Annotated in this window: 16 protein-coding genes; 8 read left to right on the top strand and 8 right to left on the bottom strand. The window is 60.7% G+C overall.

All coding sequences use genetic code 11. From position 1 onward, the window contains the following. Window positions 1–411: 411 nt before the first annotated feature. Both H4I99_RS15680 and H4I99_RS15675 read left to right on the top strand, forming a co-directional pair. Window positions 412–1,446, top strand: coding sequence for an aspartate-semialdehyde dehydrogenase (locus H4I99_RS15680; protein ID WP_163902367.1), 1,035 nt, complete (start codon window positions 412–414; stop codon window positions 1,444–1,446). Between the two features lie 219 nt (window positions 1,447–1,665). Beyond that, window positions 1,666–2,433 (top strand): lytic murein transglycosylase, encoded by a 768-nt coding sequence (locus H4I99_RS15675; protein WP_244625138.1) that lies wholly within the window; start codon window positions 1,666–1,668, stop codon window positions 2,431–2,433. Window positions 2,434–2,465: 32 nt separating this feature from the next. On the opposite strand, the gene H4I99_RS15670 is transcribed toward H4I99_RS15675, so the two are convergent. From H4I99_RS15670 to pdxY, 3 genes are all read right to left on the bottom strand, one after another. Beyond that, window positions 2,466–4,061: a diguanylate cyclase gene (locus tag H4I99_RS15670; RefSeq protein WP_163902371.1), complete on the bottom strand. Its 1,596-nt coding sequence runs from the start codon at window positions 4,059–4,061 to the stop codon at window positions 2,466–2,468. A gap of 231 nt (window positions 4,062–4,292) precedes the next feature. Then, window positions 4,293–4,934, bottom strand: a complete 642-nt coding sequence (locus tag H4I99_RS15665; RefSeq protein ID WP_163902373.1) for a carbonic anhydrase — start codon at window positions 4,932–4,934, stop codon at window positions 4,293–4,295. A 77-nt stretch (window positions 4,935–5,011) separates the two neighbouring features. Then, entirely contained in the window at window positions 5,012–5,890 is an 879-nt protein-coding gene (gene pdxY / locus H4I99_RS15660) for a pyridoxal kinase PdxY (RefSeq protein ID WP_163902375.1), read from the bottom strand. A 202-nt stretch (window positions 5,891–6,092) separates the two neighbouring features. Here pdxY and H4I99_RS15655 point away from each other — a divergent pair, with 202 nt between their 5' ends. Both H4I99_RS15655 and H4I99_RS15650 read left to right on the top strand, forming a co-directional pair. Then, the gene (locus H4I99_RS15655; RefSeq protein WP_163902377.1) at window positions 6,093–10,874 is read left to right on the top strand and encodes an NAD-glutamate dehydrogenase; all 4,782 of its coding nucleotides are present in this window, start codon (window positions 6,093–6,095) and stop codon (window positions 10,872–10,874) included. 141 nt (window positions 10,875–11,015) lie between these two features. After that, window positions 11,016–12,353 (top strand): MFS transporter, encoded by a 1,338-nt coding sequence (locus tag H4I99_RS15650; RefSeq protein WP_163905961.1) that lies wholly within the window; start codon window positions 11,016–11,018, stop codon window positions 12,351–12,353. Between the two features lie 53 nt (window positions 12,354–12,406). Here H4I99_RS15650 and purH read toward each other — a convergent pair whose 3' ends face one another. The 4 genes from purH to htpX all read right to left on the bottom strand — a co-directional run bounded on the left by purH (window position 12,407) and on the right by htpX (window position 18,400). After that, on the bottom strand, window positions 12,407–14,023 hold the full coding sequence (purH, locus tag H4I99_RS15645; protein WP_163902379.1) for a bifunctional phosphoribosylaminoimidazolecarboxamide formyltransferase/IMP cyclohydrolase: 1,617 nt from the start codon (window positions 14,021–14,023) through the stop codon (window positions 12,407–12,409). A gap of 99 nt (window positions 14,024–14,122) precedes the next feature. Next, complete coding sequence (locus tag H4I99_RS15640) at window positions 14,123–15,799, bottom strand: heparinase II/III family protein (protein ID WP_163902381.1); 1,677 nt, start codon at window positions 15,797–15,799, stop codon at window positions 14,123–14,125. A 217-nt stretch (window positions 15,800–16,016) separates the two neighbouring features. Continuing rightward, window positions 16,017–17,423: an RsmB/NOP family class I SAM-dependent RNA methyltransferase gene (locus H4I99_RS15635; protein WP_163902383.1), complete on the bottom strand. Its 1,407-nt coding sequence runs from the start codon at window positions 17,421–17,423 to the stop codon at window positions 16,017–16,019. Continuing rightward, on the bottom strand, window positions 17,414–18,400 hold the full coding sequence (gene htpX / locus H4I99_RS15630) for a zinc metalloprotease HtpX (protein ID WP_163902384.1): 987 nt from the start codon (window positions 18,398–18,400) through the stop codon (window positions 17,414–17,416). The genes H4I99_RS15635 and htpX overlap by 10 nt, the downstream gene beginning before the upstream one ends. A 114-nt stretch (window positions 18,401–18,514) precedes the next feature. On the opposite strand from htpX, the gene H4I99_RS15625 reads away from it, so the two are divergent. The 3 genes from H4I99_RS15625 to H4I99_RS15615 all read left to right on the top strand — a co-directional run bounded on the left by H4I99_RS15625 (window position 18,515) and on the right by H4I99_RS15615 (window position 19,626). Next, a complete protein-coding gene (locus H4I99_RS15625; RefSeq protein WP_163902386.1) occupies window positions 18,515–18,736 on the top strand; it encodes a DUF1674 domain-containing protein in 222 nt (73 codons plus the stop codon). Window positions 18,737–18,873: 137 nt separating this feature from the next. Then, the gene (locus H4I99_RS15620) at window positions 18,874–19,257 is read left to right on the top strand and encodes a thermonuclease family protein (RefSeq protein ID WP_244625120.1); all 384 of its coding nucleotides are present in this window, start codon (window positions 18,874–18,876) and stop codon (window positions 19,255–19,257) included. A gap of 93 nt (window positions 19,258–19,350) precedes the next feature. Continuing rightward, entirely contained in the window at window positions 19,351–19,626 is a 276-nt protein-coding gene (locus tag H4I99_RS15615) for an excalibur calcium-binding domain-containing protein (RefSeq protein WP_244625119.1), read from the top strand. 57 nt (window positions 19,627–19,683) lie between these two features. Here the strand turns inward: H4I99_RS15615 and acs are convergent, their stop codons facing one another. Continuing rightward, window positions 19,684–21,636 (bottom strand): acetate--CoA ligase, encoded by a 1,953-nt coding sequence (acs, locus tag H4I99_RS15610; protein WP_099059771.1) that lies wholly within the window; start codon window positions 21,634–21,636, stop codon window positions 19,684–19,686. 237 nt (window positions 21,637–21,873) lie between these two features. On the opposite strand from acs, the gene H4I99_RS15605 reads away from it, so the two are divergent. Continuing rightward, the gene (locus H4I99_RS15605) at window positions 21,874–22,575 is read left to right on the top strand and encodes a DUF1013 domain-containing protein (protein WP_099059772.1); all 702 of its coding nucleotides are present in this window, start codon (window positions 21,874–21,876) and stop codon (window positions 22,573–22,575) included. The last annotated feature ends 98 nt before the right edge of the window (window positions 22,576–22,673 follow it).

The following is a 22,673-nucleotide window of genomic DNA, read 5'->3' as shown; positions in this document are numbered from 1 at the left end:
TTGACGCAAATTATATCTCATTAACGACAGAATCGGAGGTTGCGGGGGAGAGTGACCGCTCCGACATTGCAAGCGGTAGGGGCGGCTCGGGCCGGAAACCATGACAATGAGCCAGAATGCGTGCTTTTGCTTGACTCCCGGCAAAAACGCCTTATTAGCTCGGCGCGACAAGGGACCAAACCATGCAATTCTTCGGCTCATCCTTTATTGAGGTGTCCGACCTGGCGCTCGCCGCCGGGGAAATTTTGCATGTCGCCCTTTCATCCACGACCAAGGCCAAAACGACGACGAAAACCGTCTGACGTCTCTGGCCACCGCTCTCTCCCCGGCACGGCCGGGGACATGGAAGATGCGCGCTCGTGCTTCCTTCCTCCCTCACCACCCGCGGAGAGACAGAAAGAGAGCTTTTAAATGGGTTTCAAGATTGCAGTCGCGGGCGCTACCGGCAATGTCGGGCGCGAAATGCTGGGCATCCTCTCCGAACGGGGCTTTCCTGCGGATGAAGTCGTGGCACTGGCTTCCGCCCGCTCGCAGGGCACCGAAGTTTCCTTCGGCGACAAGACGCTGAAGGTCCAGAACCTCGAAAACTACGATTTCTCCGACACCGACATTTGCCTGATGTCTGCCGGCGGAACTGTATCGCAGAAGTGGTCACCGAAGATCGGCCAGCAGGGCTGCGTCGTGATCGACAACTCGTCTGCCTGGCGCTACGACGCCGAGGTCCCGCTGATCGTTCCGGAAGTGAACCCAGACGCGATCGCCGATTTCAGGAAGCGCAACATCATCGCCAACCCAAATTGCTCCACGGCCCAGCTCGTCGTCGCGCTGAAGCCGCTGCATGACGCGGCCACCATCAAGCGTGTCGTCGTCTCGACCTACCAGTCGGTCTCCGGTGCAGGCAAGGAGGGCATGGACGAGCTGTTCACCCAGACACGCGCCGTTTTCGTCGCCGACCCCATCGAAACCAAGAAGTTCACCAAGCGCATCGCCTTCAACGTCATTCCGCACATCGACGTCTTCATGGAAGATGGTTACACGAAGGAAGAGTGGAAGGTCCTCGCCGAGACCAAGAAGATGCTCGACCCCAAGATCAAGGTCACCTGCACCGCCGTGCGTGTACCGGTCTTCATCGGTCACTCCGAATCGGTCAACATCGAGTTCGAGAATGAAATCACCGCCGATCAGGCCCGTGATATCCTGCGCGAGGCTCCTGGCTGCCTCGTCATCGACAAGCACGAGAACGGCGGCTACATCACTCCGATCGAATGCGCAGGCGAAGACGCGACCTACATTTCGCGTATCCGCGAGGACGCAACCGTCGAGAATGGTCTCAACATCTGGGTTGTCTCCGACAACTTGCGCAAGGGTGCTGCACTCAACGCCGTCCAGATCGCCGAGCTTCTTGTCAATCGTGGCCTGATCAAGCCGAAGAAGGCTGCCGCCTGAGGGTGATATTACGGCCCGCCGATCACGACAGAGGCGGGCCGGTTCATCTTTTTGTGAGTGATAACCAGTCGGAAATACTTCCGGAATAGTTGAATGAGACGTGACAGAATCAGCGTCTGCTGGCATGTTGCGGCAAAGACTAAATAAGCGAACAACGAGGCATCGATGCGACTGTCCAGAATCTCGGCGGCAGCTCTTTTGACAGCGGCAGTATTTTCCATGACGGCCGGCAACGCCGCTGCCGCAAAATGCAGCAGCACATCAGCCGGTTTCGATCAGTGGATCGATGAATTCAAGCAGGAAGCGAGCAGCCAGGGCGTCAATCCCTCCGTGCTCAACAAGGTGTTTTCGAACGTATCCTACAACACCGCGACCATTCGGGCAGACCGCGGCATGAAGAGCTTCAAGCTGTCCTTCGACCAGTTCATGCAGAAGCGTGGCGGGGCCGCGATCATCTCGCGCGGCAAGGGCATGAAGAAGAACAATGCAGCGCTCTTCGCCAAGATCGAACAGCGTTACGGCGTTCCGGCAGGCCCGCTTATCGCAATCTGGGGCATGGAAACGGGCTTTGGCTCTTTCCTCGGCAAGGAACACACCCTTTCTGCCGTCGCCACGCTCGCTTTCGATTGTCGCCGCACGGAATATTTCACCGATCAGCTTTATGCAGCACTCGAACTTGTCGCCAACAACGAACTCTCCGTATCCGCCGTCGGCGCCGCCCACGGCGAAATTGGCCAGACACAGTTTCTTCCCCGCAATGTCGTGCGCTATGGTGTTGACGGCGATGGTGATGGCCGCATCGACCTCGTTCGCTCGAAGGCTGATGCGCTGGCTTCTACCGCAAACTTCCTGAAGGGCCACGGCTGGCAGGCAGGCGCCGGTTATCAGCAAGGCCAACCGAACTTCGCGGCCATCCAGGGCTGGAATGCCGCCACCGTTTACCAGCAGGCGATCGCCTATATCGGCGCCCAGATCGACGGCCAGTAAGTCGCTGTCCCGATCCGGAAAGTGAGTTTGCCTCAGGTCTTCTGTGAATTGCGGCGTTCGACGACAGGCATATCGGCTTCGCCGTCTATGACGACCCGGTTTCGGCCAGAGAATTTCGCCGTATAAAGCGCCAGATCAGCTCTCTTGATCAACTCATTGATCGCGCTGCGAACGTTTTCGTTCTCGGTCACCGAACAGCCGAAGCTCGCGGTCACTTTCAGCGTGGTTCCGTCCACCAGACGGATTTCTGTTGCCTCGATGGCCGCCCGCACCCGCTCGGCAACGACGACGGCCTCATTGAGAGAGGTATTGGGCAACAGGGCCACGAACTCTTCTCCACCATGGCGCGACAGAAGGTCTTGAGTGCGAAAATTATCCTGGGCAACCTGCGCCACACGTTGAAGCACCATATCCCCGACATCATGACCATGGGCGTCATTGATCTGCTTGAAACGATCGAGATCGAAAATCACTATGGAGAGGGCACCCGCTGCGCTTTCTGCGCGCAGCAGAGAAGTCGCTGCGGCGTCGAAACCGCGCCGGTTGTAGAGGCCGGTCAGAAGGTCGGTCTGGGCGGCATTGCGAAGCTCGCCCACGAGCAGTTCCCTCTCGCGTATCAGGCGATCTGCCAGCGACACGCCCTTGACCGCCAGGAGGATGACGACACCGACCAGCAGGGAGAAAACGACGGTCGCGACAACCAGCAATTCGAGGAAGAAGCGGGAGCGCAAGGCAAGGGCATCGCCGCTTGCTCGGGTCTCCTCCACGACAGAGCGGATGCTGTCTTGCCACAATTGGATACGTTCGTCCTGCAACTGCGACCAGCGCCGCAGCATCAAGCGTGATGGCGTAGCGTCCCCCGTGGCTACCTCTTGGGCGATGCGGGCCAGCCAGCGGCCATCAAGCGAACGAGCGAAATCGTCGATAGACTTGATTGCGGGTGAATCCGGAAAAGCGGAAAACCTGCCCACCGTAACGTTCATAAGAGCCAGGGACTGGTTGAAGGTCTCACGATCCTGATCCGATAACCGTAGCCCCCTGAAGTGTTCGGTCCCATAGAACGAGACGACCAATCCCGCCTCGTTGGCATCGAGAATATCGATCAGCAAACTCAACTGTCGCGAAAGCCCCGGATCGGCGATCTCGTAGCGAAGAGAAGTAACCAGTTCCAGAAATTCTATTGAGGCGGGCTTGTATTGTCCGATCACCTGTTCAGCTCTGGCTGTCCCCTGATCGACCGAATCTCGGAATGCCTTCAGGTGCTCGACAGCCTGCCACAAGCCGCGAATTCGCGCATCGAGTGACGGTTGTGTCTTAGCGGACTCTGCCAGAAGCGCGAGAAAACGGTCGAACCGGTTGTCGAGATCGAACCGTCGAGCCGCCAGCTTGCCATGATTTTCACTGCTACGATCGGCAAGGAAGGCGAGCGTCGCACGGGCCTCGTCAGGGATAACAGATGAGCCGATATTGCCGGCGTCTGATGCGATGTAGGCATAATGTTTGCCGGCAGCGAAATCCCGAAAGCTTTGATAGTAGTTGCCGAGAAGAAGAACAGCTTCGGCAGCCATGATCAGGCTGGGCAGCAGGAGCGCTGCGATGACGATCTTCTTCGTGCCTTCGAAATTCATCCACTCACCGCGAGCGTCGAGTAAGCGCCGCTCTCGCGCTGGCATCCCCCATGTGGAGCCGCCCCCTCCAAAACTCGGAGCAGTCTAGGGTGAAGTTGATAACAACCTCTAAATTAGCTCTACTGCGCCACAGGCGCGTGGGACCGACCCAAGCGAGACCGAACGCTCTCCGCCTGCGGAACCCGTTTTCTCAAAGAGCGCTTGCGATTTTGGCAGCTGTGTCAGCGTCACTCAAATATCGAGACGGACGAAATCCCGGGAATCGGGATCCATGATCCAGAGCTCGCCGTTGGCAATATCGAACCACGCGCCGTGAAGCTGCAGCTTGCCACGTTCCTCAAGGATGCGAACACAGGGGAAGGTCCGGAGATTGGCAATCGAATTACGGATCGAGATGCGCTCGAGAGCCGTCTGGCGTTCGCTGTCCGTCAAAACGGAATTGCCCTGGATCTGCTCGGCGGCAGGACGAAGGAGACCCATCCACTTGCCGATGAAATCGCCAGGGGAAAGCGGCTCCGCATTGGGATCTAGCGCCGCGCGGATACCGCCGCAACGGCCATGCCCCATGACGATGATGTCCTTCACCCGCAGCGCCTGCACGGCGAATTCGAGTGCTGCCGACGTCGCATGGTAGTTACCATCCGGTTCATAGGGCGGAACCATGTTGGCGACATTGCGCATCACGAACAGTTCGCCCGGACCGGCGTCAAAGATCGTCTCGGGTGCCGCCCGCGAATCACAACAGGCGATCATCAGGGTCTGCGGCTTCTGTCCCTGGTCGGCGAGGTGTCGATATCGCTCGCTCTCGGCGGTGTAACGACCGCTCATGAAGTTGCGATAACCGGCGATGAGAGAGGATGGGAAACGCTTCATACTTTCTGAATTAGCGTGTGCTGACGCTCAAGGCAACAGTTTCACTTAAGCTTCGGTGTCGTGGCAGCCTTGCATTTTCAACTTTGCTTCGGACGCTGCGCCGGATGAACCAGCCGCCGCATCTGCACCAGCGCCATCGGCGATGCCAGGCTGGAAGCGTCGCTTTCCAGCGTCAGTTCGTCTCCGCCCTTCTTCGCCGTGCGCGCCAGCATCTCGTAGACTCCGGCCGTGGCAAGCTGCAACGCCCTTTCCTCCGGCAACCCCTCGAGCAACCATGCAAGAAAAAGCGCCGAAAGCAAATCACCAAGGCCGTTTGGCGGATTCTCGATCAACCTGTGCTCGGCAAGAAGTGCGATACGGCCGCTCAAATAGAGATTTCCGGTGCCGCCCGCCATCATCGGCACTGCGGAGGTCACCAGCATTTGCGGCGGACCGAGTGAGAGAGCCGCGTCCACGATGTCCTTGTTGGTCTCAAGCGCGCTGCCGACCAGCCATGCAAGTTCGTAGCGGTTCGGCGTGGCTATCGTCGCAAGCGGAATGAGATGGTCGCGAATCCCGGCAGCAGTGGCTTCGGGAACATAGAGCCCGCCGAGATCGCCCATTACTGGATCGCAGACATAGATGAGATCAGGGTTACGCTCTTTCAGCGCCGTGATGAGACGTGCCACCGATCGCGGCTGCGCGGCATTGCCAAAATAGCCGGTCAGCACCGCGGAAACCTCGGAAAGCCAGGGCGCCCGGATGAGATCATCGATTACCTTGTCAAAATCCGCTTCCGGAAAAGTGAGTCGCGTCGAGGGGCCATGACCTGGATGCCACGGCAGCACCACGGTCGGCAGAGCCCATACTGGAAACCCGAGGCTCTCCAATGCGAAGACGGCCGCCCGGTTGCCGACCGACCCCCGCACGACATGGCTCGAAATGACGATGACCGCGCCCTGCGACTTCTCTGTCATGACCGGATACTCACCTTTGTTCGCGTCGTTGACCCTCTCTTTATGTCGAATCTGTCAACACTTCGCATTCTTTGCTTCATATTTATCACATATTCAAACAGCAGAGATTTCCATATCGCGGTCAAATGCGGATACATCATTCTGCAAACTGCTTTATGAATCAGCTGCACGACATGAAAGTGACATTGAAAGGGAGAGAGCAATGGTCGCGAACAGGAAGCTCAAGCGGGAACCTCAGCTGGAGGCCGCTTGCGAGATCGCGGAGGCTCTCCAGGAGCCTTTCATCGATCCGGCAATCCTTTTCGGCCGCGCTAGCGGCGACGATCTCGACAACTATACTCCGGAAATGCTCGCATTTTCCTCTCTCCGCGCAGCAAGCGACATTGCCGCCTGGGATGGCAATGCGCCGCATATCGTCATCGCGCCAATTGCCGACGTCACGCCGGCTGGCACGCCGGTCAGCGTGCTTTCGATCATCGAGCGCAATAAGCCCTTCCTCTACGATTCAGTGATGGGCGAGGTCACCAGCCTATACCGCGACATTTTCATGGCCGTTCACCCGATCCTGTCGATCGTGCCGGGCGGCCTCGTCTCGCTCGCCGGCTCGCAGGAGGAGCCGGAAGGCGCGATCCGTACAAGCTATATCCAACTCCACCTCGCACCGCTGACGGAGGCCCAGGCAACGGCCCTGAAGGCGCGCCTGGAGACCGTTCTCGCCCAGGTCCATATGACCTCGGCCGACTGGAAGCCGATGCTCTCGCTTCTTGACACCACGATGCGGGAGCTCGGCGAGCTCTCTCCCGGCCGCAGGAAAACCGATCGCGACGAGGCGCTCGCCTTCCTCGACTGGCTGCGCGATGACAATTTCACCTTCCTCGGCATGCGGGAATATATCTATTCGGGCGAGGGGGAGGCTGCGAAGCTCGAACGCGACAAGGGCACCGGGCTTGGTATCCTGTCCGATCCCGATGTGCTCGTCCTTCGGCAGGGCAGAAACGCTGTTACCACCACACCCGAAATTCTTGAATTCCTGCAGGGCCCGGATTTCCTGATCGTCACCAAGGCGAATGTGAAATCCATCGTGCACCGCCGCGCCTATATGGACTATGTCGGCGTCAAGCGTTTCGACCGGGACGGCAAGGTAGTGGGCGAACTGCGCATCGTCGGTCTCTTCACCTCGACCGCCTATACCGGCTCGGTCAGCCAGATCCCGCTGCTCAGGGCCAAGGTCCGCAAGGTGACCGATCATTTCGGCTTCGACCCGCAGAGCCATTCGGGGCGCATCCTGCAGAACACGCTGGAAGCCTATCCGCGCGACGATCTCTTCCAGATCGAGCCCGAACAATTGGCGAAATTCTGCGAGCAGATCAACGATCTTTCCGAACGGCCACGCGTGCGCGTCCTGCCGCGCATTGACCAATTCGACCGTTTCGTCTCGCTGATCGTCTACGTTCCGCGCGAAGACTATAATTCCGTCGTGCGCGAGAAGATCGGCGCCTATCTGACCCAAGTCTATCAAGGCCACGTCTCCGCCTATTATCCGGCTTTCCCGGAAGGCGGCGTGGCGCGCGTGCATATCATCATCGGCCGCTCCGAAGGCAAGACGCCACGCATTGCGCAGGCAACGCTCGAGGAAGCCGTCCGTGAAATCACCGCCCGCTGGAGCGACCGCTTCGAAGCGCTGGCCGGACCGAAGGCGCCCGCGCTTGAGGTCAGTCAGGCCTATCAGGAGGCCTTCTCGCCGGAAGAGGCGGTCCACGACCTCGCCCATATCCAGGCATGCCTCGCCGGCGAACCCGTCTCGATCGCCTTCCATGAAACCACGACGGAAGCCGGCAGGCAGCTTTACCTGAAGATCTTCCATGCGGGTGTCCACCTGCCGCTGTCGCGGCGCGTCCCGCTCCTTGAAAATCTCGGTTTCCGCGTCATCAGTGAGCGCACCTTCGACATCCATGTCTCACCGGAGGGTGGGGACGAGACCCTCGTCGTGCTGCACGACATGGAGCTGACGGTTCCGGAGGACGAAAGCTTCGGCATCGCCGAAAAGGGACCGATCACCGAGGAAGCCTTCCTCGCCGCCTTCTCCGGAAGAGTAGACAACGACACCTTCAACCGGCTGGTTCTGGCCGCCGGGCTCACTGCGCGGGAAGTCACGGTGCTTCGCGCCTATGCCGCCTATCTGCGGCAGGCCGGTTTCGTCTACTCTCAAGGCCATATCGCCGAGACGCTGAACCGACACCCCGCGATCGCGAAGCTGATCTTCGATCTCTTCCATGTAAGCTTCGACCCGAAGCTCGCCGAGAAGGCGCGTACCCGCAAACTCTCCGACATCCACGGAGAAATCGAGACGGCGCTTCTCGCCGTACCGAGCCTCGATGAAGACCGCATCCTGCGGCGCTACATCAACGCGGTCGATTCGACGCTGCGAACCAACTATTTCCAGAAGAACGATACGGCAGCCGCAATGCTGGCTTTCAAGTTCGACCCGCAGCTTCTCGACGGTCTGCCGGACCCGAGGCCCTTCCGCGAAATCTTCGTCTTCGGCGTTGAAGTCGAGGGCGTACATCTTCGCTTCGGCAAGGTCGCCCGCGGCGGCCTGCGCTGGTCGGACCGCGCCCAGGACTACCGCACGGAAGTACTGGGACTTGTAAAGGCGCAGCAGGTCAAGAATGCCGTCATCGTGCCGGTCGGCGCCAAGGGCGGCTTCTATCCCAAGCAGTTGCCGGTGGGCGGTAGCCGCGACGCCTGGCTTGCCGCCGGCACCGAGGCCTACAAGACCTATATTCGCACGCTGCTGTCGATCACCGACAATATCGTCGATGGCAAAGTCGTAGCTCCGGCCGACACCGTGCGGCTCGATGAGGACGATCCTTACTTCGTGGTGGCTGCCGACAAGGGCACTGCCACCTTCTCCGACACCGCCAACGGCCTTGCACAGACGGCCGGCTTCTGGCTGGACGACGCCTTCGCCTCCGGCGGTTCCGCCGGCTACGACCACAAGAAGATGGGAATTACCGCGCGCGGCGCCTGGGAAGCGGTCAAGCGCCACTTCCGGGAGATGAACACCGACATCCAGACGACGCCGTTCAGCGTGGTCGGTGTCGGCGACATGTCCGGCGACGTCTTCGGCAACGGCATGCTGCTTTCGGAAAAGATCCGCCTGATTGCCGCTTTCGACCATCGCGACATCTTCATCGATCCCGACCCCGATACCGCGATCTCCTTTGCCGAGCGCAAACGCATGTTCGAACTGCCGCGTTCGAGCTGGCAGGATTACGACCGCAAGACGCTGTCCAGGGGCGCGATGATCATTTCGCGCGCGGAAAAATCCGTGACCCTAACTCCGGAAGCAGCAGCAGCCATCGGCCTCGACAAGACGGTCGCGACACCCTTCGACATCATGAGCGCCATCCTGAAGGCCCCGGTCGACCTGCTCTGGTTCGGCGGCATCGGCACCTATGTGAAGGCTGTGAGCGAAACGGACACGGAAGTCGGTGACCGCGCCAACGACGCGATCCGCGTGACCGGCACCGAGGTTCGGGCCAAGGTGATCGGCGAGGGCGCCAATCTCGGCGTGACCCAGCGCGGCCGTATCGCCTATGCGCTGAACGGTGGCCGCATCAATTCCGACGCGATCGACAATTCCGCCGGCGTGAATTCCTCCGACGTCGAGGTCAACATCAAGATCGCGCTCGCGCCGCCGATGGCCGATGGCCGCCTGACCCGCGACAAGCGCAATCGTCTTCTCTCGGAAATGACCGAGGAAGTCGGCGAACTCGTGCTGCGCAACAACTACCTGCAGAGCCTTGCGATCTCGCTCAGCGAACGCAAGGGGTCTGGCAACAGGGAGGAACTGAACCGGCTGATGAACTATCTCGAGGCGGCCGGCAGGTTGAACCGCAAGGTCGAGACGCTGCCGGATAACGTCGCACTTATGGAGCGTTACGCAAGCGGCAAGAGCCTCACCAGGCCGGAAATCGGCGTGCTGCTCTCTTATGCCAAGATCGTCCTGTTCGACCAGATCGTCGAATCCGGCCTGCCGGACGATCCCTATTGCGCGGCCGCTTTGACCAATTATTTCCCAGCCCGCATGCGCAAGACCTATGCGAAGGATATCGCCGGCCACCGACTGCACCGCGAGATCATTGCGACCGTGCTTGCCAACCATGTCATCAACCGCGGCGGACCCGGCTTCGTGGTTGCCGTCGCCGACGCCACCGGAACCCTGCCGGCGGAAGTGGTAAAGGCAGCGTTGTTGACCCGCGACGGCCTCGACCTGCCGGCACTGTGGGACCGCATCGACGCACTCGACGCAACCATTCCCGGTGAAACCCAGAACCGTCTCTATGCGACTGTAGGACGTGTCTACGAAGGAATGACCCGCCTGATAGTCGAAACGGGCCTTTCGACTATCGCACTCGGCGAAGCCCTGCCGCGCCTCAAGACCGCTGTGAAGGCCTGCGAGAAGGCGCTCTCCTCGACCCTTCCTGCCCAACTCAAGCAGCAGTTCGAAGCCGAAACGGCGGAGCTGACGGATGCGGGCGTGCCGGCAGACGTGGCGGCCGATGTGGTGAAGCTGCAGGCGCTGCTGCTGGTACCGGAAGTCATGCAGATCGCGGAACGGACGGGAGCCCCGCTCGCCCGCGCCATCGAGGGCTATTTTGCGGTGTCGGAAATCTTCCGCATCGACCGCATTCTGGCGCTCGGCGCCCGCGTCGTCACCAACGACCACTATGACAGCCTTGCGCTGTTCCGCAGTCTCGACCAGATCGGTGCGGCGCGCCGCGAGATCGTGATCTCGGCGCTGACAAGCCATGCGGGCGAGAAGCAGCCGGTGCAGGCCTGGCATGCCGCCGATCTCCAGCGCATCAACCGTCTCGGCGCCGAACTGCTGGCGCTGAGCGAGGGCGCGGAAGCAAGCCTGTCGAAGATCGCGGTTGCGGCCGGTCTCGTAAGCGACCTTGCCCATGGCCGGTCACGATGAGCTTGATCCGACCGGAGTGAAACGAGGATCGATAAGTTCATGCTTGAAGAAGATCCAGGAGCGGGCTGAGAGGGGCGGAAATTGACGGCGACAGTGGAAACGGCAAGGCAGCCCGTCTTCAGCCGCGGGGTCGTGAGCTGGATGTTCTTCGACTGGGCCGCCCAACCGTTCTTCACCGTCATCACGACCTTCATCTTCGGTCCCTACTTCGTCTCGCGGCTGACCAGCGACCCGGTCAGCGCGCAGGCGATGTGGAGCAACATGGCAACGATCTCCTCAGTCATCATCGCCGTGCTCTCTCCGGTTCTCGGTGCGATTGCCGACGAATCCGGCTCACGAAAGCCGTGGATCGCCTTCTTCGCAGTCATCAAGATCGTCAGCCTCTGCCTGCTATGGACGGCGGCACCGGGCTCACCGGTCGTCTATCCGGTGCTGTTGATGATCCTCGCAACGATTTCGGCGGAGTTTTCCATCGTCTTCAACGATTCGATGATGCCGCGATTGGTCAGCACGCGCGACGTCGGGCGCGTCTCCAACATCGCCTGGGGTCTCGGTTATCTCGGTGGAATGATCGTACTGATCGGTATCGTGCTATTCATCGCCGCAAGCCCGGAGAAGGGCACAACGCTGCTCGGCGGCACGCCGCTCTTCGGCCTGGATCCCGCAACCGGCGAGGATGCCCGCGTCACCGGCCCGATCTCGGCGCTCTGGTATCTGGTCTTCATCCTGCCGATGTTCCTGTTCACGCCTGATGCCGGTCGCGGCAAGGCGCTTCCCGCCGCCGTCCGCTCCGGCATGAGAGAACTGGGGCGGACGCTTCTGGAACTGCGGGGAAGGCCCGGCATTTCCCGCTTTCTGATCGGCCGGATGATCTATCAGGACGGCGTCAACGGCCTGCTGATCCTGGGCGGCATCTTCGCAGCCGCCATGTTCGGCTGGTCGACCATGGAAATCGGCATCTACGGCATCATCCTGAACGTCGTGGCGATTTTCGGCTGCATGGCGGCCAGTTCCATCGACCGCCTGTTCGGCTCGAAATTCGTCGTGGTGCTGAGCCTTCTTTTCCTGCTGGCAGCAACCGTCGGGATCATTTCCACCGGCAGGGATTTCACCCTGTTCGGTCTCGTTCAGTGGCCGGCCAGCGTCAGCGAAGGCCTGTTTTCGACGCCAGCGGAGAAGGCCTATATTCTCTACGGCACCCTCATCGGTATCGCCTTCGGTCCAGTGCAGGCTTCTTCGCGCTCCTATCTCGCACGAAGCGTCAGCCCTTCGGAAGCCGGACGCTATTTCGGCATCTATGCCCTGTCGGGCCGCGCCACGAGCTTCATGGCGACACTGAGCTTTTCGCTTCTGACCTACTGGACCGGATCGGCGCGCGTCGGCATGGCGAGCCTGATCGTCTTTCTTCTCGTCGGTCTCATCATTCTCCTGCGCACGCCTTACCCGGCTGCCCATCCGACTGTCTCGGCGGAGGCATGAAAAAGGCCCGGTCTCGCGACCGGGCCTTTGAAGCATTCTGACCTCAGAAGAAATCAGTGCCGGAAATGACGGATGCCGGTGAAGACCATGGCAACGTTATGCTCATCGGCGGCGGCGATCACTTCCGCATCGCGCATCGAACCACCCGGCTGAATGACCGCGGTAGCACCCGCAGCAATTGCCGCCAGGAGACCATCGGCGAAGGGATAGAAGGCTTCCGAAGCGACGGCGGAACCCTTGGTCAACGGCTCAGCAAGTCCGAGTGCCTTAGCGGCATCCTCTGCCTTCAGCGCTGCGATACGGGCCGAATCCACGCGGCTCATCTGGCCGGCGCCGATACCGGCCGTCTGGCCGTTCTTGGCGTAGATCACCGCATTCGACTTCACATGCTTGGCGATCTTGAAGGCAAAGCGCATGTCTTCGAGTTCGGTCGCCGTCGGCGCGCGCTTCGTCACGACCTTGAGATCCAGATCCTCGACCAGAACGTTGTCGCGCGACTGGACGAGCAAGCCGCCCGAAACAGTCTTGGCAACGATGCCGGCTGCGCGCGGATCGGGCAGGGCGCCGGTGGTCAGCAGGCGCAGATTGGGCTTGGCGGCAATGATCGCCTTGGCTTCATCGGTCACTTCGGGGGCGATGATGACTTCGGTGAAGAGCTTGACGATCTCGGTTGCCGTTTCCGCGTCGAGCAACTGGTTGAGGGCGATGATGCCGCCGAAGGCCGAGACGGAATCGCAGGCAAGCGCACGCTTGTAGGCCTCGACGAGGCTCGGGCCGGTCGCAACACCGCACGGGTTGGCGTGCTTGATGATCGCACAGGCCGGACCGTTTTCCGGGCGGAATTCGGCAACCAGCTCGAAGGCGGCATCGGTGTCGTTGATGTTGTTGTAGGAAAGCTGCTTGCCCTGCAAGAGCGTCGCCGTCGCCACGCCCGGCCGCTGGTCGCCGGTCACGTAGAAACCGGCGCTCTGGTGCGGATTTTCGCCGTAGCGCATCTTTTCCTTCAGAACGCCACCGATGGCGCGGTAATCCGGCATGTCGATGCCGAGCGCTTCCGCCATCCAGTTAGAGATGATCGCATCATAGGCCGCCGTGCGGGCGAACGCCTTGGCGGCGAACTTCTGGCGAGCCGCGTAGGAAATGTGGCCGTCATCAGCCTGAAGCGCATCGAGCAGCGCAGTGTAGTCGGACGGGTCCGTCAGGACGGTAACATAGGCATGGTTCTTTGCCGAGGCGCGGATCATCGCGGGACCGCCGATGTCGATGTTCTCGACCGTGGTCGGATAATCGCCGCCGGCCGCGCGAACGGCCTCGAACGGGTAGAGGTTGATGACCGAAAGGTCGATGCCCTCGATGCCGTGCTCGCGCATCGCAGCCTGGTGTTCCTCGTCGTCACGGATCGAAAGAAGACCGCCATGCACGCGCGGATGCAGGGTCTTTACCCGGCCATCCATGATTTCGGGAAAGCCCGTGACCTCGGAAACGTCGATGACCGGCAAGCCCGCCGCCGCAATCGCCTTGTGGGTGCCGCCGGTCGACAGAAGCTTGACGCCGAGCGCGTTCAGCGCCTGCGCAAGCTCGACAATGCCGGTCTTGTCGGACACCGACAGGAGCGCGGTGCGGATCCGGATGCGGTCCGGCACGGGAATTTTCTTGGAAACGACGGCCATGGTTTTCTCCGATCTGAATTGCGCCTTCGATGGAGATCGCAGACGCGATGCCGCCGCCTACCACAGCCCGTCCAAGGAGGAAACCTTTTCCCTTAGAAACTATGCATGATGTGCAAGAAACCAGCGGATTTCCGGACCGGCAAAGGTCAGTTCAAGCTGTTGCGAAGGACGTACCCCGGAAACGTCAGCGAAGAACACGTCCTCGCCGACCACAAGATCGTTGGCGGGCGACGAAAACACCCAGCTTTCGCCATCAGGCGCGACGAGACGCACCTTGCGCTGATCGATACGCTCGATCTTGATTGCAGGATGGATGTGGAAACGCGCCACCGCGGTTTCCGGAGGTGCGTTCGCGGACGGCGTCCTGTCCGGCAGCATGAAACGGTCACGTCCCGCGATCTTGTTGCCGGCTTCGTTGAGCCGGATTTCGCGTTCATGCAACAGGCCGAAGCGGGCGAGATAGCCGTCATGGCTGACGCAGAGTCGGTCGCTGCCATCGGGTCCGGTCTGCCGCTGCTCCGCGACATCGGAAACGCCACCGCTCATCAGCGGGCCAAGGAAGGCGGAAGACGAGATGCGCGCCGACGAACTGGTGCCAACTGCAACAGTCGAATGCGCCGCCGTTGTGCGGGCAAGCTGCCGGAGTTGGTCATTGGCGAAGCGGGGAGAACCGCTGTTGACGATGAATCGGTTACGCCCCGACGACAGCTCGAAGGAAAGGCAGCCGGCATGAGCCGTCTTCGAAAGCTCCGGGCAGAGCGGATAGCCGGTGTCCATAATGATTACGGTCGCACCGGCCGCAAGCCGGTGAAAATGCGAGTGGGGCAGGGCCTTGAATGGTTGGCCGGCACTTTCATCGTAGCGCAGGACGCACATCAGTTCATTGGCAAGCGTCGAACTCGCTCCGTTGAACAGCGCCAGATCGCCTCCCTGATGGCGGAAGAAGCGGATCGCCGGATACATGCGGTCGATGGCCGGGATGAGCCGCGCGGGAACCTCGTGGCCGAGATTGATATAGGTCTGGCGAAGCGGCAGAAGGTCGAAGAGAAGCTCGACCGCCGCCTGAGGATTGCGCGAGACATGCCCGCCATCGGGAAGGATCTGCTGGTCGATCTCGCGGTTGAGATCGCGCGCAGCCCGGCGGATCGTCGAGGAACGGGACTCCATGGCGATGGAGGCCATGGCAAGCGCGATCCTGACGCGCAGCCGCTTCAGCCCGATCGGCAGGAAATCCGCCTCGCGGCGCAAGAAACGCACCTGAAACACAAGGCTGGCAAGGAACCGCCGGTAGAAGCCGCCATCGGTATCCTGCAATACGATGGGCGAATGGGAAAGCCAAGCAATGATGCGCTGGGCGACCACGTCATGATCCCAAGCCGCACCTCCGGTGCGCGCGCCATACAGGCCGATCCAGGAATCGGTGATGGCACGCGCATTGGCGCAGGCACGAGCGCTCTTGTCGGAACGGATATGCCGAAGCCACGCGAAGCTGTGCAGCCGCGTGGAAAATGCCGGCGAGGGTGGCTCGAAATCGAAGGGTGAGCGATCCCCCGCATCGAGAACCCGGCCTGCGAGCGGAAAACGCCCCTGCAGGATTTCCTCGGCCACGAACGGATCGACCACCCGAAGATCGGTCGGCGCGACGATCAGCCGGGCATTATTGGCAGGCGTCCATTTGAGGCGCATGGACCGACCGATCGCCAGCCCGCGCGTCGCCCGTCGCCAGGCTTCGCCGAGATAGAGAGAGATCAGCCTCTGGCGTTCTGTAATCTGCATTGTCTTTCCATGCCGCCCCGAAGAGATCGGGCGCGCAAGACCCCGCACACGGGACCGGAGATCAATCCGGTCTCCCGCACGCAGGCAGCCATCGCTCCGCTCCGTCCGGTGATCCCGGTTTCCGGAGACGACTCGTCCACATAACGCCATCTACCGCCGCCAACGGGGAGGCGATGCCGAGCCTCTTCAAATTCCAACAATTTTAGTGAAGTTTCCGTTAAATTTTAGCAAGAACGCAAGCATAGAAACCATCCATGCCACCGAGATCCGCCAGAACGGCGGGGGTGGCGCGGAAATCTCCCTTCGGGGAGATGGCAGCTTCCATTCCCGGCCAGTTCGAAGGACCGATCGGGACGCGGCTGAAGGCGGGATTGTCGGCGAGAACGCGATCGATCAGCTCTTCGCCTTCAAGAGGATCGAGCGAACAGTTTGAAAAGACCACCCGGCCACCCGACCCGACAAGGGTCAGCGCATGCCGCAACAGTTTTTCCTGAACGCCTGCCAGCTTGACGATGTCCTCCGGGCCCTTGGTCCAGAGGACATCCGGATGACGTCTCGTGGTTCCCGTCGAGGAACACGGCGCATCGAGGAGGACGGCGTCGAAAGGCTGTTCGCTCGCGAAATCGAGAAGATTGCACCGGACGCAATTCGCCGAAAAGCCGAGCCGCTCGAGATTGCCCTTCAGTCGCTTCAGCCGGGATTCCGACTGCTCGACCGCCGTCACGTCAGCGCCCGCTGCGACGAGCTGCGCGGTCTTGCCGCCGGGTGCCGCGCAGAGATCGACCGCCCGCTTACCCCGGACATCCCCCATCAGACGGGCGGGCACGGCCGCTGCCGCATCCTGCACCCACCATGCGCCTTCCTCGAAACCCTCAAGCGTCGTGATCGCCCCTCGGAAGGGATCGAGCCGTACGCTTCCCGTCGGCAACACTTGTCCGCCGAGTTTCGCGGCCCAGCCGGCTGCATCTTCCTTCACGGTGATATCGATCGCCGCCGGCTGCAATTGCGCCCTGGCGATAGCATCCGCTGCTTCACGACCATAGGCCTCGACCAGCCGGTCGAAGAACCAGCCAGGCATGCAGATGACACCGGCGACGCTTTCCAGAAGTTCGGCCTTTTCCCGACCGAGGCGGCGCAGGATGGCGTTGGCGAGCTTGGCAAAGCGGCGATTGCGCGGGTCGCGATTGGCCTGTTCGACGGCGAGATCGACGGCCGAATGGTCGGGAACGTCGAGATAGAGCATCTGCACGGCACCGACGACCAGAAGATGATGCAGCGAACGCGCGCCTTCCGGCAGTGGCGAATCAAGCAGCTGAGCGAGGATCGCCTCGATCCGCGGCAGATAGCGCAGGGCCGTCTGCAGGATTGCCCGCACGAGGCCACGGTCGGCGTCCCCCAGCACCAGAAACGCGGGATTGCCATGTTCGGCGTCGAGCATGCCGTCAAGCGACGTCTTCCGGTCAACGACGGCCGACAGGATCTTGGCCGCGGCGATGCGGGCATCGAGCCCGGCCTTGGGCGGAGCGGCCGGCACCTTTTCCTTGCCGTCAGCCGATCCGCCGCGCGGTTTCGCCTTGTGGAAGAATTTGCCTGATTTGCCGCGTTTCTGTTCGTTCAAGACCATGGTCCCTTAGGGCGTTCTGGGGGGCGTTCGGATGGGCGTTCGGAGCCGCCGCGCCCCCAGCCTGCATTCGGAACGGAGCGCGATTTGCGAGTCGCATTAGCAGCGGGCGCCCGCCGCGTCGATCCCCCAAAGCCGGTCTCCTCCATCTGCATAAGTGCCGCGATCCGATTTTCCGTGTCGGGATGAGTGGAAAACAGGTTGTCCATGCGCTGGCCGGAAAGCGGATTGATGATGAACATATGCGCTGTCGCTGGATTGCGCTCCGCATCGACATTTTCGATATGGGCGGCATCGCCGGCGATCTTCTGCAGCGCGGAAGCAAGCGCACGAGGGCTGCCGCAAATCTGTGCTCCACGTCGGTCCGCCGAATACTCGCGTGTACGGCTGATCGCCATCTGCACCAGCATCGCGGCAAGCGGCGCAACGATCATGGCGACGAGGATCCCAATGAAGCCGAAGGGATTGTTGCGGTCGTCCCGGTTGCCGCCAAACAGGAAGGCGAAATTGGACAGCATGGAGATCGCACCTGCAAGCGTCGCCGTGATCGTCATCGTCAACGTATCGCGGTTTTCGACATGCGCCAGTTCATGCGCCATCACGCCGGCAACTTCCTGGGGGGTAAGCCGACGCAGAAGTCCGGTCGAGGCGGCAACGGCCGCGTTCTCGGGATTGCGCCCGGTCGCAAAGGCGTTCGGCTGCTCGCTATCGAAGATATAGACTTTCGGCATCGGCAGATTGGCGTTATGCGCCAACTGCCGGATCGTCGCATAGAATTCCGGCGCGTTGCGCTCGTCCACTTCCTGGGCGTGGTAGTTGGAAAGCACCATACGGTCGGAGTTCCAGTAGGAAAAGAAGTTCATGGCCGCAGCGACGACGAACGCGATCAGCATGCCGCTCTGGCCGCCGATCAGGTAGCCAACACCCATGAACAAGGCCGTCATGAAGGCCAGGAGCATGGCAGTTCGCATGAAATTCATCGTTTCCCTCCGTCGTTGGGCGCAAATGGGGATTCAAGCCTTGGTTGGTGCGCAAGACTGCACTAGATGTAAAGGGACTTGGTCAAGTTTCAATGATCGCCGGACGAATCGGACATGAGCAGCAACGCCGATAACGATAACAATCCCGTCAATACCGAAAGCGAGGCACCCGTGAAGGTTCTGAGCGAAGCGGCAAAGCGCGCGCTTGCAGAAGCCGAGGAACGCCGGCGAAATGAGCAACAGGCCGCGCCGCCGACTGAAATCGGCGGCCGGGGCGGTGCCGACCCCGCCCGTTTCGGCGACTGGGAGATCAACGGCCGCGCCATCGATTTCTGATCGCATCGAGCGCAGAATAAATACCTATTGTTGGCCGCTTCGTATTGGAATATATTCCTCTCATGCGAAGCCGTCGATTCTGTCTTTCTTGCCTTGTCCTTACCAGCCTGATCGCCGCCGGTCCGGCGGAGGAAGTTTTGGCTGGCCAGCGCATCAGCGGCCCGGTGGAAGCCTCGGCAATCCGGGTGATCGACGGAGACACCGTTCTTGTGGATGCGACGCCGTGGCCGAACCAGCATGTGACGACCTATGTGCGGCTGCGCGGCATCGATGCGCCCGAGCTCAAGTCTCGCTGCCCTGAGACACGCGACGCGGCGGAACGGGCGCATTCCGCTCTGGAGGAACTCGTCGCCTCCTCCGCCACGCTTTCACTCTCCAATATTTCCGGCGACAAATATTTCGGCAGGGTCGTTGCGAGCCTCGAGCTGGAGGATGGCCGCGACGCATCCTCCATCCTGCTGGACGAGGGTCTTGTGGATCCATATCAGGGCGGGCGGAAGAAAACCGCCTTCTGCCCTTGAGAAACAGGAACCTGCACGCCTGAGCTGTCAGCGATTGCTGGACAGGTCCCGCCCGATCCTCTTCTATCCCTCCGCAAGGGACCGAAGATAAAGATGTCGCTCAAGCACCTGTTTCCGATCGAATTGCCGCTGATGGCTTTTTTGCTGGCAGCCCAGGCTGCTGATGCAGCTTCGGCAAGGAACTCCAAGGGCACGATCATGCTCGCGGCCGCCCAGACATGCAAGCAGGTGGCAAGCTGCGAGGAAGCGGTTGAACTCTGGTGCAACGGATATCGCCGCGCCGATGCCGACAAGGATGGAATTCCTTGCGAAAATATTTGCTACACGCTGGAACAGGTTGAGGAGATCCGCAACGCCATCGGCTGTTGAGCCGTATGAAAAAGGCCCCTCGAAAGGGGCCCCTGTTTTTCAGACTGCCGTGAAATCTCACGCGCTGCGGTTCTGGCGGTTCTCGATCAGATCATCGACCACAGCCGGATCGGCAAGCGTCGAGGTATCGCCGAGAGCGCTGAAATCGTCTTCGGCGATCTTGCGCAGGATGCGGCGCATGATCTTGCCGGAACGGGTCTTGGGCAGGCCCGGAGCGAACTGGATCTTGTCCGGCGTGGCAATCGGCCCGATTTCCGAGCGGACATGCTTGATCAACGCCTGGCGCAGCGCCTCGTCGCCATCGTGATCGGCCATAAGGGTGACATAGCAATAGATGCCCTGTCCCTTGATCGGATGCGGATAGCCGACGACGGCAGCTTCCGACACCAGATGATGCGAAACCAGCGCCGATTCGACTTCCGCCGTGCCGAGACGGTGACCCGAGACATTCAGGACGTCATCGACGCGCCCGGTGATCCAGTAATAGCCGTCCTCGTCGCGCCGGCAGCCGTCACCGGTGAAATACTTGCCCTTGTAGGTGGAAAAGTATGTCTGGGCAAAACGGTTGTGGTCGCCGTAGATGCTGCGCGCCTGACCGGGCCAGCTGTCGGTAATGCAGAGATTGCCGTCGGTGGCGCCTTCCAGCACCTTGCCTTCATTGTCAACCAGTTCCGGCTTGACGCCGAAGAAGGGCAGGGTGGCCGAACCCGGCTTCAGATCCGTGGCGCCTGGCAGCGGCGAGATGAGGATACCGCCGGTTTCTGTCTGCCACCAGGTATCGACGATCGGTGACTTCTGGTCGCCAACGACGTTGTAATACCATTCCCATGCTTCCGGGTTGATCGGCTCGCCCACAGAGCCGAGAAGTCGGAGCGACGAGCGCGAGGAACGCTTCACGAACTCGTCGCCAGCACCCATCAACGAGCGGATGGCGGTCGGCGCGGTGTAGAAGACATTGACCTTGTGCTTGTCGATCACTTCCCAGAAACGACCCTGATCCGGGAAGTTCGGCACGCCCTCGAACATCAGCGTCGTGGCGCAGTTCGCCAACGGTCCGTAGACGATATAGGAGTGACCCGTCACCCAGCCCACATCGGCCGTGCACCAGTAGATCTCGCCGTCCTTGTAGTCGAACACGTATTCATGGGTCATCGAGGCGTAGACGAGATAGCCGCCCGTGGTGTGCAGCACGCCCTTGGGCTTGCCGGTCGAACCCGAGGTATAGAGGATGAACAGCGGATCTTCCGCCTTCATCTTGACCGGCGGGCAATCCGGTTTCGCCTTGGCGACTTCCTGATGATACCAGATGTCGCGCCCTGGCGCCCAGCCGATCTTGCCGCCGGTGCGGCGAACGACCATGACCTTGTTGACGATGACATACTGCTTGGCGGCGATATCGATGGCGATATCGGTATTTTCCTTGAGCGGCACGGGTTTACCGCCGCGCACGCCTTCGTCGCAGGTAATCACGAAGGTGGATTCACAGTCGACGATACGGCCGGCGAGCGCCTCGGGGCTGAAGCCTCCGAAGACGACGGAATGGATGGCGCCGATGCGGGCGCAGGCGAGCATGGCATAGGCCGCCTCGGGGATCATCGGCATGTAGATGGTGACACGATCACCCTTCTTGACGCCCTGCTCCTTCAGCACGTTGGCGAGGCGGCAGACGGCATCGTAAAGCTGGTTATAGGTGATCTTCTTGTCGATATAGGGATTGTCGCCTTCCCAGATGATCGCAGTGCGCTCGCCGTGGGTCTTCAGGTGACGGTCGATACAGTTGTAGGAGACGTTCGTCAGACCGTCTTCAAACCACTTGATGGAAACCTTGCCCTTGAAATTGGTGTTCTTGATCTTGGTATACGGCTTGAACCAGTCGATGCGCTTGCCGTGCTTGTCCCAGAACTTCTCGGGATTTTCGATGCTTTCCTCATACCATTTCAGGTATTTGTCCTTGTCGATCAAGGCGCGGGTTTTCGCCGATTTGAGCACCGGATAAATCTTGGCAGACATGAATTCCTCCTCACGTTGACGCACCAGTTTCCTGACGGCCGCGGACCACTCCTACCCGGTCCATGTGACTCATTCATAGCAGTTCGCAAGCCTCCAGCAATTAGACAAAGGTCATTCGGGCCTTCAAGAATTGCAATTACGATACAATCCGCGTATAAGACCGATGATTTCCCGGAAATTGTGGTTAAGACCCACGGCCCGCGACACCCGGCGCGGACGCGAAGAAGGATTATATCCATGGCTCAGACCTTGCTTATGCCGAAGGCCACTGCCGTATGGCTGGTCGACAACACCGCGCTGTCATTCGATCAGATCGCGCAGTTCTGCAAACTTCACCCGCTTGAGGTCAAAGCCATTGCAGACGGCGAAGCAGCGCAGGGCATCAAAGGGCTTGATCCGATCTCCACCGGCCAGCTCTCGCGCGACGAAATCGCCCGTGCAGAAGCCGATGTAAACTACAAGCTGAAGATTTCCGAGCCGAAGGTACGGGTTCCCGACTCCAAGCGCCGCGGTCCGCGTTACACGCCGGTTTCCAAGCGCCAGGATCGCCCGAACGCCATTCTCTGGCTCGTTCGCAACCATCCCGAACTCAAGGACGCCCAGATTTCGCGTCTGGTCGGCACGACCAAGAGCACAATCGAGCAGATCCGCGACCGCACCCACTGGAACTCGGCGAACCTGACCCCGATGGACCCGGTAACGCTCGGCCTCTGCAGCCAGATCGACCTCGATCTCGAAGTGGAAAAGGCATCGAAGGGCCGTCCGCTGCCGACCGCCGCCGAGCTCGGCGCGACCCTGCAGGCAGCCAACGAGACCGAAAACCTCGGCTTCAGCTACGATCGCGAGGAAGAGAAGGAAATCGACGTCAACGCCGTCTTCTCCAAACTTCAGTCGCTGAAATCCGACCGCAATGATGACGAGGACGACGACCGCTTCTGAAGCGATCAAATCCGGCTAATTGAAAAGCCCCGGCGTCTGACGCCGGGGCTTTTTTCATGTCCGCTTCAGATCCGAAGACGCCTGAGGCAATCACGCAG

Source organism: Paenirhizobium daejeonense (assembly GCF_014280875.1).
GTDB classification, from domain to species: Bacteria; Pseudomonadota; Alphaproteobacteria; order Rhizobiales; family Rhizobiaceae; genus Allorhizobium; species Allorhizobium daejeonense.
Note: the sequence above shows the minus strand (reverse complement) of the source record. Positions and strands in the feature narration are given on the sequence as shown.